The organism is Mesorhizobium sp. M6A.T.Ce.TU.016.01.1.1 (assembly GCF_003997065.1).
In the GTDB taxonomy this organism is placed as follows: Bacteria; Pseudomonadota; Alphaproteobacteria; order Rhizobiales; family Rhizobiaceae; genus Mesorhizobium; species Mesorhizobium mediterraneum.
In genome coordinates this window covers 169,354-188,776 of record NZ_RZTJ01000002.1, presented here as the reverse complement: position 1 = coordinate 188,776, position 19,423 = coordinate 169,354, and the positions used below count along the sequence as shown (strand labels likewise).

12 protein-coding genes are annotated in these 19,423 nt (G+C 61.8%); 2 read left to right on the top strand and 10 right to left on the bottom strand.

The window, feature by feature from the left end:
- Position 1 precedes the first annotated feature (1 nt).
- The 3 genes from EOC94_RS04245 to EOC94_RS04235 form a co-directional block, all read right to left on the bottom strand.
- Complete coding sequence (locus EOC94_RS04245; RefSeq protein ID WP_095486241.1) at positions 2 to 1,123, bottom strand: ABC transporter permease subunit; 1,122 nt, start codon at positions 1,121 to 1,123, stop codon at positions 2 to 4.
- A complete protein-coding gene (locus EOC94_RS04240; protein ID WP_095486240.1) occupies positions 1,116 to 2,039 on the bottom strand; it encodes an ABC transporter permease subunit in 924 nt (307 codons plus the stop codon). Before EOC94_RS04240 ends, EOC94_RS04245 begins: the two co-directional genes overlap by 8 nt.
- Before the next feature lie 167 nt (positions 2,040 to 2,206).
- On the bottom strand, positions 2,207 to 3,799 hold the full coding sequence (locus EOC94_RS04235) for a peptide ABC transporter substrate-binding protein (protein WP_095486239.1): 1,593 nt from the start codon (positions 3,797 to 3,799) through the stop codon (positions 2,207 to 2,209).
- 414 nt (positions 3,800 to 4,213) lie between these two features.
- Between EOC94_RS04235 and EOC94_RS04230 the strand changes: the two genes are divergently transcribed.
- Positions 4,214 to 4,663: a TadE/TadG family type IV pilus assembly protein gene (locus EOC94_RS04230; protein WP_127289191.1), complete on the top strand. Its 450-nt coding sequence runs from the start codon at positions 4,214 to 4,216 to the stop codon at positions 4,661 to 4,663.
- Positions 4,664 to 6,448, top strand: a complete 1,785-nt coding sequence (locus EOC94_RS04225; protein WP_245465488.1) for a pilus assembly protein TadG-related protein — start codon at positions 4,664 to 4,666, stop codon at positions 6,446 to 6,448.
- Positions 6,449 to 6,463: 15 nt separating this feature from the next.
- Here the strand turns inward: EOC94_RS04225 and EOC94_RS04220 are convergent, their stop codons facing one another.
- From EOC94_RS04220 to EOC94_RS04190, 7 genes are read right to left on the bottom strand one after another with little or no spacing between them, the layout of a single operon-like run.
- On the bottom strand, positions 6,464 to 8,092 hold the full coding sequence (locus tag EOC94_RS04220) for an alpha-glucosidase family protein (RefSeq protein ID WP_127288739.1): 1,629 nt from the start codon (positions 8,090 to 8,092) through the stop codon (positions 6,464 to 6,466).
- On the bottom strand, positions 8,092 to 10,119 hold the full coding sequence (gene glgX, locus EOC94_RS04215; protein WP_127288737.1) for a glycogen debranching protein GlgX: 2,028 nt from the start codon (positions 10,117 to 10,119) through the stop codon (positions 8,092 to 8,094). Before glgX ends, EOC94_RS04220 begins: the two co-directional genes overlap by 1 nt.
- Before the next feature lie 11 nt (positions 10,120 to 10,130).
- Complete coding sequence (locus EOC94_RS04210) at positions 10,131 to 11,759, bottom strand: alpha-D-glucose phosphate-specific phosphoglucomutase (RefSeq protein WP_127288735.1); 1,629 nt, start codon at positions 11,757 to 11,759, stop codon at positions 10,131 to 10,133.
- A 3-nt stretch (positions 11,760 to 11,762) separates the two neighbouring features.
- Entirely contained in the window at positions 11,763 to 13,208 is a 1,446-nt protein-coding gene (glgA, locus tag EOC94_RS04205; protein WP_095486093.1) for a glycogen synthase GlgA, read from the bottom strand.
- Between the two features lie 3 nt (positions 13,209 to 13,211).
- The gene (glgC, locus tag EOC94_RS04200; RefSeq protein ID WP_127288733.1) at positions 13,212 to 14,477 is read right to left on the bottom strand and encodes a glucose-1-phosphate adenylyltransferase; all 1,266 of its coding nucleotides are present in this window, start codon (positions 14,475 to 14,477) and stop codon (positions 13,212 to 13,214) included.
- Positions 14,478 to 14,512: 35 nt separating this feature from the next.
- Positions 14,513 to 16,726, bottom strand: a complete 2,214-nt coding sequence (gene glgB, locus EOC94_RS04195; protein WP_127288731.1) for a 1,4-alpha-glucan branching protein GlgB — start codon at positions 16,724 to 16,726, stop codon at positions 14,513 to 14,515.
- Between the two features lie 53 nt (positions 16,727 to 16,779).
- The gene (locus EOC94_RS04190; RefSeq protein WP_127288729.1) at positions 16,780 to 19,242 is read right to left on the bottom strand and encodes a glycogen/starch/alpha-glucan phosphorylase; all 2,463 of its coding nucleotides are present in this window, start codon (positions 19,240 to 19,242) and stop codon (positions 16,780 to 16,782) included.
- Between the last annotated feature and the right edge of the window lie 181 nt (positions 19,243 to 19,423).

The window sequence follows — 19,423 nt, the reverse complement described above, 5'->3', positions numbered from 1 at the left end:
CTCAACGATCCCTAGGGTCGAGCGCATCGCGCAGGCCGTCGCCAACGAAGTTCAGCGCGAACAGCGTCGAGACGAGAAAGAAGGCAGGGAACAAGAGCAGCCAGTTGGCGGTGCCGATGTTCTTGGCGCCGGTCGAGATCAGTACGCCCCAGCTGGTCATCGGTTCCTGCACGCCAAGCCCGAGGAAGGACAGGAAACTCTCCAGGATGATGACATGCGGCACCAGCAGCGTCATGTAGATGACCACTGGGCCAAGCAGGTTGGGAATGACGTGGCGGATCAGGATGCCGCGCTGGCCGATGCCCATCGCCTCCGCCGCCTGGACATATTCCTGCCGCCGGATCGACAGGGCCTGACCGCGCACGATGCGCGCCATGTCGAGCCAGAGCACGGCGCCGACCGCAAGGAACATCAGCACGAAGTTCCGGCCGAAGAAGACCACCAGCATGATGACGAAGAAGATGAACGGCAGCGAATAAAGCACATCGACGATGCGCATCATCACCTCGTCGACCTTGCCGCCGGCAAGGCCGGCAGTAGCGCCATAGAGCACGCCGATGACGCCGGCGACGACCCCGGCGAGCAGGCCGATGGCCAGCGAGATGCGCCCGGCCATCAGCGTCCGCGACAGGAGATCGCGGCCGGTATTGTCGGTGCCGAACAGGAAATACTGCTGCCTGATCGAAGCGCTCATCACCGCTTCAAGGCCGTCAGGCGATTTGCTCTCGATCTTCGTGTTGTCGAAGGCATCGGAACGGTCGAGGTAGCGGACATTGCGGTCGTCGATCGGCTTGGAAGATGTGACGGTGACGAAGATGCGATTGTCTTCCTGCCGCCACTCCTTGATGTCGACACGCATACGCTTGATCGCCTCATTGAGCGCCGTTTCGATCTTGTCGGCCTTCGGATAGGCCGAGAAGCTCGGCGGCGTGCGCACATAGTCGGCGTAGATGGTGGTGTATCGATGCGGCACCAAAGAGGGCCCGAACACGCTGAGGAGCGCGATGAAGGCAAGATAATACAGGCTGAACATGGCGGCGCGATTGGCCTTGAGGCGCGCCCAGGCATCGGCCCACAGGGAGCGGCCGACGACGGCCGGAACGGTGGCTGCGATGTCAGTCATAGCGCACTCTCGGATCGACGAAGGCGTACATGATGTCGACGATCAGGTTGAAGACGATGGTGAACAGAGCGATGACCACCACGGTGCCCATGACCAGCGTGTAGTCGCGGTTGAGCGCAGCCTCGACGAAATAGCGGCCGATGCCGGGAACGGCGAAAATCGTCTCGACGATGATCGAGCCGGTGAGCAATGCCGCCGCCGCCGGGCCGGTGAAGGAGACGATCGGCAGAATGGCGCCGCGCAGCGCATGCTTGACGACCACCGACCAGTCCGACAGACCGAGCGCGCGTGCGGTGCGGATGTGGTGCGAGCGCAACGATTCGATCATCGAGCCGCGCATCAGGCGGGCGACGATGGCGATCTGCGGCAAGGCGAGGGTCAGCACAGGCCCGACCTTGTTGAGGAGAGCGCCATCCCCCCAGCCGCCGATCGGCAGCAGCTTCCAGGTCAGACCGAACAAAAGCTGGATCACTGGTGCGATGACGAAGGTCGGGATAGTGCTGCCAGCGGCAGCCAGCGCAATCACCGAATAGTCGGCAAGCTTGTTCTGATTGAGCGCGGCAATGGTGCCGAGGAGACTGCCGAGCAGCAGCGCCAGGATCAGGGCCGAGGCGCCGATCTGAATCGAAATGGGCAGCCCCTTGGCAAACAATTCGGTGACGGTGAAATCCGGCATGTTGTAGCTCGGCCCGAAATTGCCGCGCAGCAGATTGCCGAGATAGTGGACATATTGCAGCCAGAGCGGATCGTTCAGGCCAAACTGCGCTTCAAGATTGGCCTTGATCTCCGGACTCAGGCCCCGCTCCTGATTGAATGGCCCGCCCGGCGCGACGCGTATCAGGAAGAACGCCATCGTCACGATGACGAACAGCGTCGGAATGGCGGTCAGGAGCCGCCGAAATACGTAACGCAGCATCGGTTCCCCGCTTTGCTAGCAAACCGGAACCGCCGCCCTAACTCATGACCCCGAACCGAACCGAAGGTTCGGAAGGGGCCATGCGCAAAATCAAAGCGTTACAGCGTCCTTTGCGCGTCCCGAAGGACGCGCGGCGCTGCAAAAGAGCGGCAGTTCGGCCAAGGAAATCAGTCCTTGGAGATGAAGCGCGACGGATGCACGTCCATGACGTTGTCCTCGAAGCCATGAAGCTTCGGAGAAACGATATCGTGATAACTATAGTAGAGAAGCGGGATGTTGCCGACCTCATCGACGAGGATGCGCTCGGCCTTGGCGAGTTCCTTCATGCGCTCTTCGGGCTTGCCGCCGGCGGCTGCCGCCTTGTCCATGGCCTCCTCGTATTTCGGGCTGTTGTAGACCGAATAGTTGTTGCCACTGGCCTTGCGGGTGATGCCGAGGAAGGTTTCCGGATCCTTGTAGTCCGCAATCCAGGCGGCACGCGCGACGTCATAGTCGCCCTTCTGCTCCAGGAAGGAGTAGTGGGTCTTGGTGTCGGTGTTGAGCAACGTGATTTCGATGCCGAGCGGCTTCAACTGTTCCTGGATGGCGACCGCGGTGTTCTTGTGGTTTTCCGAAGTGTTGTAGCGGATTTCCATCTTCAGCGGATTCTCGGGCGTGTAGCCAAGCTTCTCAAGCACCTTCTTGGCTTCGTCCTCGCGGTCGATTTGCGACATCTCAGCATACTTGGCCATTGCCGGCGTGTAACCCTCGATGCCCGGAGGCACCATCGAATAGCCGGGCAGCATCGAGTTCTGCCAGACCTTTTCGGCAATGAAGTCGCGGTCGATTGCCATGGAGATGGCGTTGCGCAGTTCGACATTATCCCATGGGGCTTTGTCGGTCTTGATCGCATAGTAATAGGTGCCGAGATACGGCCCGACGCGAATCTGGTCACCAAACTTGGCCTTGAGATCGGCGAGCTGTTCGGTCGGGAGATCGTCGTAGCTGTCGAGTTCGCCGGCCTCGAAGCGCTTCATCGCCGACGAGCGGTCTTCGGTTGGGATAACGTTGACGGTGTCGATCTTGACGGTCGCAGCATCCCAGAATTTCGGATTCTTGACCAGTTTGATGTGGTCGTTGGGAACCCACTCCGCCAGCGTAAAGGCGCCGTTGGAGACCAGGTTGCCCGGCTTGATCCAATCGGCGCCAAGCTTTTCGATGGAAGCCTTGTTCACCGGATAGGCCGCCTGGTGGGTCAGCATTTCGAGGAAGTAGGGCGTGGGCGCCTTCAGCGTCACTTCCAGGGTACTTGCGTCAATTGCCTTGACGCCCATCTCCTCGGGCTTGGCCTTCTTGGTGTTCACCTCCTCGGCGTTCTTCACGGGATAGAGCATCGAGGCATATTCGGCGCCGGTGGCCGGGTCTTCCAGCCGCTGGAAAGAGTAGACGAAGTCATCTGCCGTCACCGGGCTGCCGTCCGACCAGACGCCGTCCTTGCGCAGCTTGAAGGTATAGACGGTGCCGTCGTCCGATACCGTCCAGCTCTCGGCGGCGCCCGGAATGACATTCGCCTTTTGATCTTGCATGACCAGTCCCTGGAACAGGTCACGCAAAACATTGGCTTCGTAGACTGTCGAGGTCTTGTGCGGGTCGACCGACTCCACTTCGGCGGCGCTGCCTCTGTTATAGACGACCTCGGCGAAAGCCGGCGCGTAGAACGTGCCCGCGGCCAACGTCATGGTTGTGGCGAATACCGTCGCCTTCAGCATATTTTTCAGCATGAAGTTCTCCCTGTCGAGACGGCCCTACAGCTACGCCTCTTGAGTGTTGACGCCCCGAAACCGATTAGATGGCCCCTTTGAGCGCGCCGCCGGTTCCCTTTCCGGCAGCTGGTGGCCAAACAGTAACGTGGAGATTTTTTATTTCAACAGGCTCTAGGGGTCACCCAAAGTAAGGCGCGCCGACAGCCGCTTCGTGGCCGGCAGAACAGTAATCGAAACCAGAGGCTTGGCTGCGTTTTCTCACTTCAGGATTTTCGTTTCCGGCAAGAAACCTGTCGTCGATTCCACTTTGTCGAAATGTCTTAAGCCGCCTTTAAGCAACCATGGGTTACATTGCTCGATGGGCTTCGATGGATCTCTATCATCTCCCAACGGGCAAAGGGTATGAACAGCACAGAAAGTAAGGTTGCCGCTATGAAGTGCCTAAAAGCACTCCACTTAAGACTAATTTCGCGTCTATGTAGAGAAAATTCCGGCACCTCTGCAATCGAGTTTGCACTGCTTTCGCCCATTTTTATCCTGCTCTTGCTCGGAATGGTTGCATATGGTATTTATTTTGGTGCAAGCAACTCCGTGCAGCAGATCGCGGCGGACGCCGCACGCACGGCTATTGCCGGGCTGAACGAAACCGAGCGCCAAGCGCTGGTGACCAGTTTCGTCAACAACAACGCCAGCGGATATCCCTTTGTCGATTCCGACAAGCTGACCTATCAGGCTAAAGACAGCACGGCCGACGGAAAACAGTTCGTGGTGTCCATCCAATACGATGCCCGCAATTTGCCCGTCTGGAATCTATTCCCGGCGCTGCCCATGCCTGGAACCACGATCTCGCGCAAATCGACGATACGAGTCGGAGGCATCTGAATGTCGGAACTTTTGCTGGGGAGGATCGGCCGGGTCGCCCGCTCGATGCTTGGCGACTCGAAGGCGAACTTCACCGTCATGACGGCGCTTTGCGCTCCGTTCGCGCTGGCGCTGGCTGCCTTCGCCATCGATGAAGGTTCGATCTATGTGGAGCGCCGGGAGGCCCAGACAATAACCGATCTGGCGGCAATCACGGCCGCCTCAAACATCAACAACATCGAGGCCGCGGTGGTGACAACGCTCGGCGATAACGGGATGCCGGGTATCGTTGTTCAGAAGGCAGGACATGCAATCGTTCCTACTCTCGGAAAGACCATTGTGTCGGTCACCGCCGGTCGATATTCACCAGAGTCGTCGCTCGGCGTCGACAAGCGCTTCGAGGCCGGCAAGACGCCCTACAACGCCGTCCATGTCGCCCTGCAAAAGATACCCGCCCGCTATTTCGCGAGTTCGCTTATCGCGACTCCGGTGATCGGTACCCAAGCCGTTGCCAGCATAGCGCCGCAGGCGATGTTTTCGGTCGGGTCCAGGCTTCTCAGCGTCAATGGCGGCATCCTGAACTCGCTTCTCAGCGGCCTCCTGGGCGGCAACATTTCGCTCAGCGTCATGGACTACAACGCTCTGATCGCTGCCGACGTCAACCTGCTTTCGTTCTTTGACGCACTTGCCGTTCAGTTGCAGCTGACAGGTGTCAGCTATTCGGAGGTGTTGGCTTCGAAAGCTACGGTGGGCCAGATAGCGACGGCCATGGCTGACGTTTCACCCGTTGGCAGCACCAGCAAGCTTGCTTTGCAGACAATCGCCTCAAGGACCACCAGCACGGTCAAGATACCGCTCAATCATCTTGTCGACCTTGGATCAATTGGCCAACTGGGCCTCGGGCAACAGTCGGCCGGTTTTTCGGTCGACGCTAGCGCCATGGGCATACTGACCACCGCCGCCGCACTGGCCAACGGCTCGAAGCAGGTCGAGCTCAATCTCGGAGCCACGATTCCGGGGCTTGTCTCCACCACGCTTGCCGTTGCCATCGGCGAACCTGCGCAATTCTCGCCATGGCTGACAATTGGCGAGAAGGGCGCCGTGGTGCGTACGGCGCAGACACGGATCAAGCTGGTGGCGTCGGTCGGCGGCAGCAATGCGACTCTCGGTGGCGGCATCAGCCTCCTGGCCGTCAAACTGCCGCTGCATGTCGAGGTGGCCTCTGCCGAAGCCAAGCTGACCGACATCAGTTGCCCGACGGGGCATCCCGACAGTTTGAAGGTTTCCGTTGCCGCACGCCCGAGCCTAGCATCGCTGCACCTTGGCGCCAGCGATGCCGACAACAGCCCCTCCGCCTTCGCCGATTTCAGCAACCCACAGTCGTTTCAAAATGCCGAAATCGCGCAGGTCAGCGTGAAGCTTCTGTTTCTCACCCTGAATCTGATCGGCGTGAATGGCTCTGCGGCCTTCGAGATCACCAACACCGAGCCGACGACATTGACCTTCAACAGCACCGAAATCGCAAACAAGACGATAAAGACCGCTTCCACGAAAAACCTGACGCAATCTCTTACCACGTCGCTGGTCAACAATTTGTCGCTTTCGGTCAGTGCGCTGGGCCTCGGGCTTGATGTAACCGCGCTGCTTGGAACGGTGAAGCCAGCAGTTGTGGCGCTGCTGAACGGTGTGACTGCGCCTGTCGACGAATTGGTTTATAACGTGCTTGCGGCACTGGGCGTGCGTGTCGGCGAGGCCGATGTCCGGGTCCTGGGCGCGACTTGCGGGCGCTCCGTGCTCGTTCAATGACGGCCAGGTGAGAGGTCAGCCGGCTCGTCCCAGGAAGCAGCCCAAGGGCGGCAGCGACAGCATCTTATCCTGCAAGACGGCATCAGTGCCGCCAAGATCGACTGTCTCTGCAACATCTGCATCCTGAGGCAACGGCCAGTCGGCCGGCTCGTCGGCGAAATTGAAGACGCAGAGCAGCTTCTCGCCGCCGCCTTCGCGAATGAAGGCAAGGACATCACCCTCTGCATCGAGAAACCGGATCGAGCCCTGTACCAGGGCCACATGCTGCTTGCGCAAGGCGAGCATCGCCCGGTAGCTGGCTAGAACCGACTTCTCCTCGCCGTTTTGGACATCAACCGCGCGGGCGCGATGGCTATCCGGCACCGGAAGCCACGGTCTGCCAGTGGAAAAACCGGCATTGTCGGCTCCTTTCTCCCAGACCATCGGCGTGCGGCATCCGTCCCTGCCCTTGAACCCGGGCCAGAAGCGGATGCCGTAGGGGTCGCGCAGATCCTCGAACGCCAGTTCCGCCTCCTCCAACCCAAGCTCCTCGCCCTGATAGAGGCAGATCGATCCACGCAGGCACGACAGCAGCGCGATCGAGAATTTTGCCACCGCCTCCAGATCGCCGCCGGGCCTTGTCCAGCGCGTCACATGGCGAACGACGTCGTGGTTGGAAAACGCCCAGCAGACCCAGCCGTCGGAGACCGTACTCTCGAAAGCCTCGACGCAGCCACGTACGTGTGCTGCCGAGAATTGCGGACCGAGCAGGTCGAAAGTGTAGCACATGTCGAGCTTGTCGCCGCCGGCGGTGTAGGCGGCGAGCGTCTGCAACGAACGGCCCTCGTCGCCGACCTCACCGACAGCGGCGCGGCCCTCATATCCATCGAGCAGCGCCCGAAAACGCTTGAGGAAAGCGAGGTTTTCAGGCTGCGTCTTGTCGAACAGATGCTCCTGGTAGAGGTAGGGATTGGTTTCGGTGTTGGTGCCGGCGACGCTCGATGCCAGCGGCGGGTTGCTGCGCAGCCAGCGGTCATGGACGTAGTAGTTGACCGTATCCAGCCGGAAACCGTCGACGCCGCGCTCCAGCCAGAACCGCACCGTCTCCAGCAAGGCGTCTTGAACCTCCGGATTGTGGAAATTCAGGTCCGGCTGCGAGGCGAGGAAATTGTGCATGTAATATTGTCTGCGGGTCGCATCCCACTCCCAGGCGGGTCCGCCGAAAACCGACAGCCAGTTGTTGGGCGCGGTGCCGTCAGGCCTCGGATCGGCCCAGACATACCAGTCGGCCCTGGGATTATCGCGGCTCGCGCGGCTTTCGACGAACCATTCATGCCGATCGGACGAATGCGACAGGACCTGGTCGATGATGACTTTCAGGCCGAGACGGTGCGCCTCGGCGACCACCGCGTCGAATTCCTCCGATTTGCCGAACATCGGATCGACGGCTGTATAGTCGGACACGTCGTAGCCCATATCGGCCATCGGGGATTTGAAGAAGGGCGACAGCCAGATGGCGTCGACGCCAAGCGATGCAACGTGAGCCAGCCTTGAGGCAATGCCACGCAGATCGCCGCCGCCGTCCCCCGTCGTGTCCTGGAAGGAGCGCGGGTAGATCTGATAGATGACGCAGCCGCGCCACCACTCGGCATTGTCATCAGCCATCATGGGTTCTCCTCGATGCGGGCCGGCCCGACCTTGCGCTCGATCATGAAAACGACCGTTCGCCCAGGCACCGGCCGCGAGATGTCGAAAGCGCCAGCCGATGTTTCCATGGCCGGGCCCCAGAAAAATCCCTCGCGCTCCGGTAGCGTGAACATACAGGCCCGACGATCGCCATTGACGACGACCGCAAGACGGCGGCCCCCGTCGCCAGTGCCGCCGAGCACCATGGCCAGGCGATGCCGCTCAGGGTTCTGCCAGCTTCTCTCATCGACTGGCGCCCCGGTCTCGGTCAGCCAGGCAACATCCGGTACTTCCGACCCGGACCGCGGCTCTCCGGTCAGGAAGCGCGTGTCGGAAAGTGCCGGCGCGGCGCGACGCATCGCGGCAAGTCCAGAGGCATAATGCTCCAGCGTCTGGTCCCGGCCGGCCCAGTCGAGCCAGGTGATTTCGTTGTCCTGCGCATAGGCGTTGTTGTTGCCCTTTTGCGTGCGGCCGAATTCGTCGCCTGCGGTCAGCATGATCGTTCCACGCGAAGCAAACAGCGTCGCCAGCAGCGCGCATTGATCATCAAAGCGGACCTTGGCGATGGCCTCATCGCCGGCTTCGCCTTCGACGCCGTTGTTCCACGACAGGTTCTCGTTGTGGCCATCTCTGTTCTGCTCGCCATTGGCCTCGTTATGCTTGTGCTCGTAGGCAACGATATCGGCCAGCGCCATGCCATCATGCGCGGCGATGAAGTCGACGCTGCGGCTTGTTCGCTCTCCCGCTTTGGCAAAGACATCGGACGAGCCGGCGAGCCGCGTCGCCAGCGCGCCGACCATGCCGCGATCGCCACGCCAGAAGCGGCGGATATCGTCGCGATATCTGTCGTTCCACTCGAGGAAAGGCGGCGGGAAGTTGCCGAGCTGATAGCCGTCCGGCCCGATATCCCAAGGCTCGGCGATCAGCACCCTGTCGCCAAGAACCGGGTCGTTCCGAACAGCTCTCAGCAACGGCGCATCGGTGTCGAAAACGCCCTCGACCCGCCCTAGAATGGGCGCCAGATCGAAACGGAAACCGTCGACGCCGGCATGGCGGACAAAATGACGAAGTGTGTCGAGGACCATTTCCTGGACGACCGGATGATCGCAAGCGACCGTATTGCCGGTGCCGGTATCGTTGACCAGGCTGCCGTCCGGCCAATGCCGGTAGTAGGCGCGGCTGTCGAGGCCCCGCAGCGACAGCGTCGGTCCAAACCTGTCGCTTTCGCCGGTGTGGTTGAAGACCAAGTCGAGGATGACACCGATGCCGGCCTCACGCAGTGCGGCGACCGTCTGCCGCAATTCCGCGAGACCGCCGGGCGCGAGGCGCGGATCGAGTGCCATGAAGGTCACGGGATTGTAGCCCCAGGCGTTGCGGAGCCCGAGTGGCGGCAGATGTCGTTCGTCGATCGACGCCGTCACCGGCATCAATTCGACCGCGCCGACCCCGAGTCTTTTCAAGTGCTCGACGACGGCCGGATGGGCAAGGGCGGCAATCGTGCCGCGCTGCTGCTTCGGGATGTCCGGATGCAACATGGTGAAGGCTCGCACCGGCACCTCGTAGACCAGTCCACCGGGCTGGAACAGCGGCGGCAGAGCAGCCAGCGGCTCTGCCAAGGCGCCGGCAATCGCCTTCGACAGCAGCGGGGCGGTGTCGGTCCCCTCGCCCCGGCGAGCGGTGAGCCGGTCGTCATAGACATACGGCCTGTCGATCTCGACGGCATAGGGGTCGACCAGCAGCTTGTCGGGATCAAACCAGAGCCCTCGCTCGGGCGCATAGTCGCCATCGGCGCGAAAGCCGTATCGGGTGCCGGCAGCGAGGCCGGCAACGAAAAGCGCGTGAACGCCCTCGCCTTCCGACCGGAGTTCGAGCCGGTCGATCTCGCGGTTTCCCCGTTCGTCAAAGATCGAGACCCAGAGCCGGCTGGCCGCAGACGACCATGCGGCAAAACGAATGCCGCCTTGCCCGACAAGTCCGCCAAATCGCGGCCGATAACCGGCCGGCATTCCAGATGGCATCAGGTGATGACGCTCGGCTTGACGCGGCCGGTATGGCCGCGAATCCCGGCGATATCATCGGCTGCCGCAATCAGATCGGCAAGCGCCTCCTGGGTGTCAAGATCGTGCCTAGACTTGTCGGGCTCGTAGCGCTCGATATAGACGCGCAGCGTCGCCCCCGAGGTGCCGGTGCCGGAGAGACGGAAGACGACGCGCGATCCGCCTTCGAACAGCACCCTGATCCCCTGGTGCTTGGCTATCGAGCCATCGACCGGATCATGGTAGGCGAAATCGTCGGCGCCAGCGATCTTCATGCCGCGCACGCTGGTGCCGGGCAACGAAGCGAGCTTGGCGCGCAATTCGTCGACCAGCGCGTCGGCGCGGTCGGTCTCGACCTCTTCATAGTCATGGCGCGAATAGTAGTTGCGGCCATAGGTCGCCCAGTGCTCGGTGACGATCTGCTTGGCGCTTTCGCCGCGGGCAGCAAGGATATTGAGCCACAAAAGCACGGCCCACAGCCCGTCCTTTTCGCGGACATGGTTGGAGCCGGTTCCGGCACTTTCCTCGCCGCAGATCGTCGCCATGCCGGCGTCGAGAAGGTTGCCGAAGAATTTCCAGCCGGTCGGCGTTTCATAGATGCCGATGCCGAGCTTTTCAGCGACGCGGTCGGCCGCACCGCTGGTCGGCATCGAGCGGGCGATGCCTTTCAGGCCGGCCTTATACCCCGGCGCCAGATGGGCGTTGGCGGCGAGCATGGCCACGGAATCCGACGGGGTGACGAAAATACCCTTGCCGATGATCAGGTTGCGGTCGCCGTCGCCGTCGGAAGCGGCGCCGAAATCCGGCGCATCCGGTCCCATCATCTCGTCATAGAGGTGTTTGGCGTGAACCAGATTGGGATCGGGATGGTGGCCGCCAAAATCCGGCAGGGGAATGAAGTTACGGGCGGTGCCGTTCGGCGCGCCGAGACGGTTTTCCAGGATCTCCTTGGCGTAGGGACCCGTCACGGCATGCATGGCGTCGAAGCGCATGCGGAAACCCGATTTGAACAACGCGCGCAAGGCATCGAAATCGAACAGGCTTTCCATCAACTCGGCATAGTCGGCGACCGGGTCGATCACCTCGACCGTCATGCCGCCCGTCTCGACGGTACCGATTGTGTCGATGTCGACGGTTTCGATGTCGGCGATCTTGAAGCTGGAGATCACCTTGGTCTTGGCGAAGATCGCGTCGGTCAGCTTTTCCGGCGCCGGGCCGCCATTGCCGGCATTGTATTTGATGCCGAAATCCTCATGCGGGCCGCCCGGATTGTGGCTGGCCGACAAGATGATGCCGCCGAAAGTCTTGTATTTGCGGATGACGTTGGAAGCTGCCGGCGTCGACAGGATACCGCCCTGCCCGACCATCACCTTGCCGAAGCCGTTTGCTGCCGCCATGGCGATGGCCTTCTGGATGACCTCGCGGTTGTAGAAGCGGCCGTCGCCGCCGATCACCAGGGTCTTGCCCTTGAATCCATCCAGCGCATCGAAGATCGACTGGATGAAGTTCTCTGCATAGTGCCCCTGCTGGAACACCGGCACCTTCTTGCGCAGCCCGGAGGTGCCGGGCTTCTGGTCGAGATAGGGTTTGGTGGGGACGGTTTGTGTCATGCTTCAGGCAACCCTTTTCGAAAGCAGCAAGCGATAGAGCTCAACATATTTTTCCGCGCTTTTGTCCCACGACACGTCGGCCTTCATGCCTTGCCGCTGCATCGACGTCCAGACCGTGGGGTTGGCGTGCGCTTCGACCAGCCGGCGGATGGCGTGCAGCAAGGCGCCGGCATCGGCGGGCGCGAACTGGAAGCCGGTCGCGACGCCTGCCGAAACGGACGCTTCATTGGCATCGATGATCGTGTCAGCGAGGCCGCCGGTGCGGGCGACGACCGGCACGCAGCCATAGCGCAGGCCATAAAGCTGCGTCAGTCCGCAAGGCTCGAAGCGCGACGGGATGACGATGGCGTCACAGCCGCCCTGCATGGTGTGAGAAAGGCCCTCGTCATAACCGATGACGACGCCGATGCGACCGCGGTGGCGGGCGGCGGCGGCCAGCAGCGCACCTTCGAGGCCGGCGTCGCCGGATCCCAGAATCGCCAGGCGCGCACCCCTCGCAACGATCCCGTCAACGACCGCCGCCAATATATCCATGCCCTTCTGCCAAGTGAGCCGGCTGATGACACAGACGATCGGACTGTCGTCGCGATCGAGGTCGAAACGATCCTCGACGGCGGTCCGGTTGGGGTGCCGCGCCTTCAAAGTCTTGGCCGTGTAATTGGAGACCAGATGCTTGTCGGTGGCCGGGTCCCATATCTCGGTATCGATGCCGTTGACGATTCCATAGAGATCGACAGACCGCATGTTGACCAGGCCATCAAGGCCCATGCCGAATTCGGGCGAGCGGATTTCCTGGGCATAGGTCGGGCTGACCGTGGTGATGGCCCAGGCGGCCTGCAGGCCGGCCTTGAGGAAGCCGACGCCGCCATAATATTCGACGCCGTCGAGCGCCATGGCCGACGCCGGCAAGCCAAGCTCGCCAAAGATGCCGGCGCCGAACCGGCCCTGGAAAGCGAGGTTGTGGACGGTGATCATCGACGGCGTTCCGACCGCCTTGCCGTAGCGCATATAGGCCAGCGTCATCGCCGATTGCCAGTCATGGGCGTGGACGATGTCCGGCTGGTAGCCCGAGATGGCGCCGCCGGCGATGTCGCCGCCAACCTGGCTCAGGGCCGCGAAACGCCGCCAATTATCCGGCCAGTCGGCGCCGGTGGCATTGCCATAGGGACCGCCGGGACGATCGAACAGATGCGGCGCGTCGAGCACGAAAAGATCGAGCCCTGAAATCTCCACGGCATGGACCGAAGCTTTGCCGCCCTGCAGCTGCGAGTATTGGTGAACGGCCTTTTTCTTCTTGAAGGCATCCATGATCTGGGGATAGCCGGGAACGAGCGTGCGCATCGTCACGCCGTTGCCGGCGAGCGCGATGGGCAACGCGCCGGTCACGTCGGCAAGCCCGCCAGTCTTGATCAGAGGGAATATTTCGGGCGTGACCGACAGAACCTGCATCCACTACAACCCCAGTTTGTCGATCATGACCTGCGTGACGAGGCAGATGCCCTTTTCGGAAACGCGGAAGCGCTTGGCGTCGAGAATGGGATCCTCGCCGACCACGAGCCCCTCCGGTATCCTTACGCCATGATCGATGACCACGCGCTTCAACCTTGCGTTCCGGCCGACATGGCAGTCGGGCAGCATGACGACGTCCTCGAGCGTCGAATAGGAATTGATGCGCGCGCCGGTGAAGATCAGGCTTCGCTTCAGTGACGCGCCTGAGACGATGCAATCGCCCGAGACGAGCGACGACACGGCCGAGCCGCGACGGCCATCCTCGTCATGCACGAACTTTGCCGGCGGTTTCAGCTCGGCATAGGTCCAGATCGGCCAGTCGCGATCGTAGAGGTCGAGCTCCGGCGTGATGTCGGTCAGGTCGATATTGGCTTCCCAATAGGCGTCGACCGTCCCGACATCGCGCCAGTAGGCCTCGTTCTCGGCACTCGAGCGCACGCAGGATTTGGCGAAGCGATGGGCGATCGCCTTCCCATGCTCCACGACATACGGGATGATGTCCTTGCCGAAGTCGCGGCTTGAGCCCGGTTCGGCCGCGTCGCGGCGCAGTTGCTCCATCAGGAACTTGGTCTTGAACACGTAGATGCCCATCGAGGCCAGGGCGAAGTCCGGCTTGTCGGGAATGCCGGGCGGATCGGCGGGCTTCTCGATGAAGGAGATGATTGTGTCCTTGGCATCGACATGCATGACACCGAAGCCGGTCGCCTCCATGCGCGGCACTTCGAGGCAGCCGACGGTGACATCGGCACCGGCATCGACATGCTGGCGAAGCATCAGCTCGTAGTCCATCTTGTAGATGTGATCGCCGGCCAGGATGACCATGTATTCGGGCCCGTAGGCCTCGATGATGTCGATGTTCTGGTACACGGCATCGGCCGTGCCCTCATACCATTGCGTTTCCGACACGCGTTGGCTGGCCGGCAGAATGTCGAAGCTCTCGTTGCGCTCGGGCCGCAGGAAGTTCCAGCCGCGCTGCAGGTGGCGGATCAGCGAATGCGCCTTGTATTGCGTGGCGACGCCGAGGCGGCGAATGCCGGAATTGAGCGCGTTGGAGAGCGCAAAATCGATGATGCGCGTCTTGCCGCCGAAATAGACCGCCGGCTTGGCGCGTCGGTCGGTCAACTCCCTGAGCCGGCTGCCGCGGCCGCCGGCCAGCACATAAGCCATGGCATCGCGCGCCAGCGGCTGGGTTCGTTTTATCTCTGCCATTTTATCCTCCCAAGTTACGCGCTGCGAGACATCGCTCATTCCGAAGCAAATTCGAGCATGATCGTTGACAGCGGCGGTAACAGCATCGTCGCCGAGATGCTTCCTCCTTCCGCCCGAGCCTCGACGGCGCCGCCCTTGCCCTTGCCGGAACCGCCATAGTCGGCGGCGTCCGTATTGATGATCTCGCGCCATGTTCCGGCCGTCGGCAACGGCACGCGATAATTGTCGCGTGGCACGGGCGTGAAATTGGAGATGACGGCGACCGGATTTCCGCCCGGCGCGCTACGCAGCCAGGCAAAGACGGAGTTCGCGCTGTCGTCGACGATCAGCCAGGAAAAGCCCTCCGGCTCGCAGTCGCGCGCATGCAGCGCCGGGCGCGAACGGTAAAGATAGTTGAGATCGCGCACCGTTTGCCGGACGCCGCGGTGGAGCCGGAAATCGAGCAAGTTCCAGTCGAGCGCGCGCGCCTCGCTCCACTCGCGGCGCTGGGCGAATTCCTGTCCCATGAACAACAGCTTCTTGCCGGGGTAGCCCCACATGAAGGCGTAGTAGGCGCGCAGCGTTGCGAATTTCTGCCAGTCGTCGCCGGCCATCTTGCCGAGCAGCGTACCCTTGCCGTGCACGACCTCGTCATGGGAGAGCGGCAGCACGAAATTCTCTGAGAAGGCGTAGACTAGGCCGAAGGTGATATCGTTGTGGTGATGCTTGCGAAAAATCGGCTCCTTGGAAAAATACTCCAGCGTGTCGTGCATGAAGCCCATGTTCCACTTGAAGCCGAAACCCAGTCCGCCCTCATGCACCGGCTGCGAGACCTTCGGCCACGAGGTCGATTCCTCGGCAATCGTCATCACTCCCGGATGATGGCCATAGACCTCCTTGTTCATCCTCTGGAGGAAGCTGACCGCCTCGAGGTTTTCGCGCCCGCCCTTTTCGTTGGGAATCCATTCGCCGGCCTTGCGTGAATAATCGAGGTAGAGCATCGAGGCGACGGCATCGACGCGCAAACCGTCGACATGGTATTTCTCGGCCCAAAACAACGCATTGTTGACGAGGAACGAGACCACTTCGCGCCGGCCGAAATTGTAGATCGCGGTGTTCCAGTCTGGATGGAAGCCCTTGCGCGGATCGGCATGCTCATAGAGCGCGGTGCCGTCGAAATTGGCCAGGCCATGCGCGTCCACCGGGAAATGTGCCGGCACCCAGTCGAGGATGACGCCGATGCCGGCGCGGTGGGCACCGTCGACGAAGCGGGCAAAGCCGTCCGGATCGCCGAAGCGGGCCGACGGCGCGTAGAGGCCTGTCGTCTGATAGCCCCAGGACGGGTCATAGGGATGTTCGGAGATCGGCATGAATTCGATATGGGTGAAACCCGTGTCGACGACGTAGGGGATCAGCCTTTCGGCGAGTTCGTCCCACGACAGAAAGCTGCCGTCGTCGTGAAGCTGCCAGGAGCCGGCATGGACCTCATAGATCGACACCGCCTCGCGCCTGGGGTCGGTGTTGCGCCAGAAATTGCGGTGCGCCTCGTCACCCCATTGATGCGCCGGCGGAAGCGCCGTCACCGAAGCGGTGGCCGGGCGCAGTTCGGATTTGAAGGCGAACGGATCGGCCTTCAGCGGCAGCCTCACGCCATCGGGTCCGATGATCTCGTATTTGTAGGGCCGGCCGGCGCCGATGTCGGGAATGAACAACTCCCAGATGCCGGTGTCGCGGCGGACGCGCATCGTATGCCTGCGGCCGTCCCATTCGTTGAAGTCGCCGACCACCGACACACGCCTGGCATTGGGCGCCCAGACGGCGAAATGCACGCCGGACGCACCCTCGTGGTCGATGAGATGCGCGCCGAGCTTGTCGAACAGCCTGAGATGCGAACCCTCGGCGATATAATAGTCGTCCAGCGGACCAAGCACCGGACCGAACGAATAGGGATCGGTCAGCCACCAGTCGCCACCGGCATTGCGCGCATGATAGCGCAGGGGCTGTCGCTTTTTGAGCGACAGCCTGCCCTCGAAGAAGCCGCCTTCGTCGCGCCTGGAGAGTTCGCCCGCTTTCTTGCCGGTCAGCGTATAGGCAGTGACGAGCTCGGCATGAGGGACGAAGCAGCGGGCGACAAAGCCCTTGTCAACCTCGTGCACACCGAGGACAGCGAAAGGATCACCATGCGTGCCGGCGACAATCGCCGCGACATCACCGGCTGACGCCAGTCCATCCGGCCCGCTTGTCGCAGCGGTCGCGCGCGGCTTCCTCATCAGGCAGTGACCCTCCCCGGGGACCACGTTGTTCGTGGCCTCATGCAATCATATCAAACGGGCACGTTCCAGATTTCTTTCGCATATTGGCGGATCGTGCGGTCGGACGAGAACCAGCCGACGCGGGCGACATTGCGGATTGCCTTGGCGTGCCAATCCGGGCTGTTGCGCCAGACGGCGTCGACGTCGCGCTGGGTGGCGGCGTAGGCATCGAAATCCGCTGCGACCATGAACCAGTCGCTCTGATAGAGGCCGTTCATCAGGTCGCGATAGCGTTCCGGATCGTCAGGCGAAAAGACGCCCGACGAAACGGCAGCCACCGCCTGCGCCAGTTCGGGAGAGGCTTCGATCACGGATCGCGGATCGTAGCCGTTGCTGCGCCGCTCGGCGACCTGCTCAGTGGTCAGGCCGAAAATGAAGATGTTGTCGTCGCCGACGCATTCCTTGATCTCGACATTGGCACCGTCGAGCGTGCCGATGGTCAGCGCACCGTTCAGCGCGAATTTCATGTTGCCGGTGCCGGAGGCTTCCATGCCGGCGGTCGATATCTGCTCCGAAAGGTCGGCGGCCGGCATCATGATCTCGGCCAGGCTGACATTGTAGTTCGGCACAAACACCACTTTCAGCAAGCCGCGAACGGCCGGGTCGCGATTGATGACCTTGGCGACGTCGTTGGCGAGTTTGATGATCAGCTTGGCGTTGTGATAGCTGGGCGCCGCCTTGCCGCCGAAAAACTTGACGCGGGGCATCCAGTCGCGCTCCGGATGGGAGCGGATCTGGTCGTAGAGCGCGATCGCTTCGAGGATGTTCAGGAGCTGGCGCTTGTATTCGTGGATGCGCTTGATCTGGATGTCGAACAGCGCCGAGGGATCGACCTTGATGCCGAGGCGGTCGGCGACGAGATTGGCCAGCCTGACCTTGTTCGCCCGCTTGACGGCCGCGAACTTGTCACGGAAGGCGGCGTCGTCGGCAAAGGCATCGAGCTCCTTGATCGCGTCGATGTCGTCGAGGAAGTGGTCGCCGATCGCCTCGCGGGTAAGCGCGGTAAGACCGGGATTGCATTGGATCAGCCACCGCCGCGGCGTGATGCCGTTGGTCTTGTTGTTGATGCGGTCGGGGTAGAGCTTGTGAAGGTCGGCAAACACCGTTTCCTTCATCAGCTCGGTGTGAAGGGCAGAGACGCCGTTGATCGAGTGCGAGCCGACAAAGGCCAGATTGCCCATGCGCACCCGGCGGTCGCCGTTTTCCTGGATCAGCGAGATGCGACCGATCTGCTCATCCGAGAACTGGTCGGAGGCGCGCGCCTCCAACAGCACTTCGGCGTTGATGGCGTAGACGATCTGCATATGGCGCGGCAAAAGCCGCTCGAACAGCGGCACCGGCCAGCTTTCGAGCGCTTCGGGAAGCAGCGTGTGGTTGGTATAGCCGAAGGTGCGCTTGGTGATGCTCCAGGCCTGGTCGAAATCCATGCCGTGGACATCCATCAGCAGGCGCATCAGCTCGGGCACGGCGATGGCCGGATGGGTGTCGTTCAGATGGATCGCCGCCTTGTCGGGCAGCGACTGCAGGTCGCCATACTGGCTGAGATGGCGCTGGATGATGTCCTGCAACGAGGCGGTCGAGAAGAAATACTCTTGTCTTAGCCGCAGCTCCTGACCGGCCTTGTGGGAATCGGCAGGGTAAAGGACGCGCGACAAGGCATCGGCCTTGTTGCTTTCGGCGAGCGCACCAATGTGGTCGCCGGCGTTGAACTTGTCGAGCAGGATCGGATCGATCGGCATGCCGGACCAGAGCCGCAGCGTGTTGACGCGGTTGGCCCGCCAACCGACCACCGGCGTATCGTAGGCAACCGCCAGAACATGTTCGATCGGCTTCCAGACGTGGCGCTCAAGCCTGCCGTCCTTCGAGGTGATCGATTCCACGGCGCCGCCGAAACCGACCTCGAAGGAGCGTTCGCGCCGCTCGAACTCCCAGGGGTTGCCGTGATCGAGCCAGGTCTCGGGCAGTTCGACCTGCCAGCCATCGTGGATTTCCTGACGAAACATGCCGTTGGCATAGCGAATGCCATAGCCATGCGCGGGGATGTCGACGGTTGCCATGCTTTCCATGAAGCAGGCGGCGAGCCGACCGAGACCGCCATTGCCAAGCGCTGCATCCGGCTCGAGGGCCGCGATGAGATCGAGGTCGACGCCGAGAGACCGCAGCGCTTCGCGCATATTGTCCATCAGGCCGAGGTTGGAGAAGGCGTCGCGCATCAGGCGGCCAATGAGGAATTCCAGCGACAAATAGTAGACGCGCTTTTCCTGCTGGGCGTAGGCCTCTTGCGTCGCCTGCATCCAGTGATCGACGATGCGGTCACGCACGACTTTGATCGAGGCGGTGAGCCAGTCGTATTGCGTGGCGACTGCGGTGCCCTTGCCGACCCTGTATTTGAGGGCCTTCAGGACTTCGTCAGCGAGCGTCTTGGGATCTGGGGTTTCGAGAATGGGAGCTTTGGATGCCATCGCGTGCGTCATGTCGCCTCTCGTGCGGTTGCCATGATCATACTGGCTTTCACCATTCCTCCCAGCCCATGCTAGCGCATATTTTGTTATACATTCAATCGAGTTAGATTGCCGCGGGGCAGCTTACCCTGCGGCAGTTTAGCAACTTGGAGCGCGTCGCGTTTGGGCGGCTTCCGCGATGCGTGCATGTCGT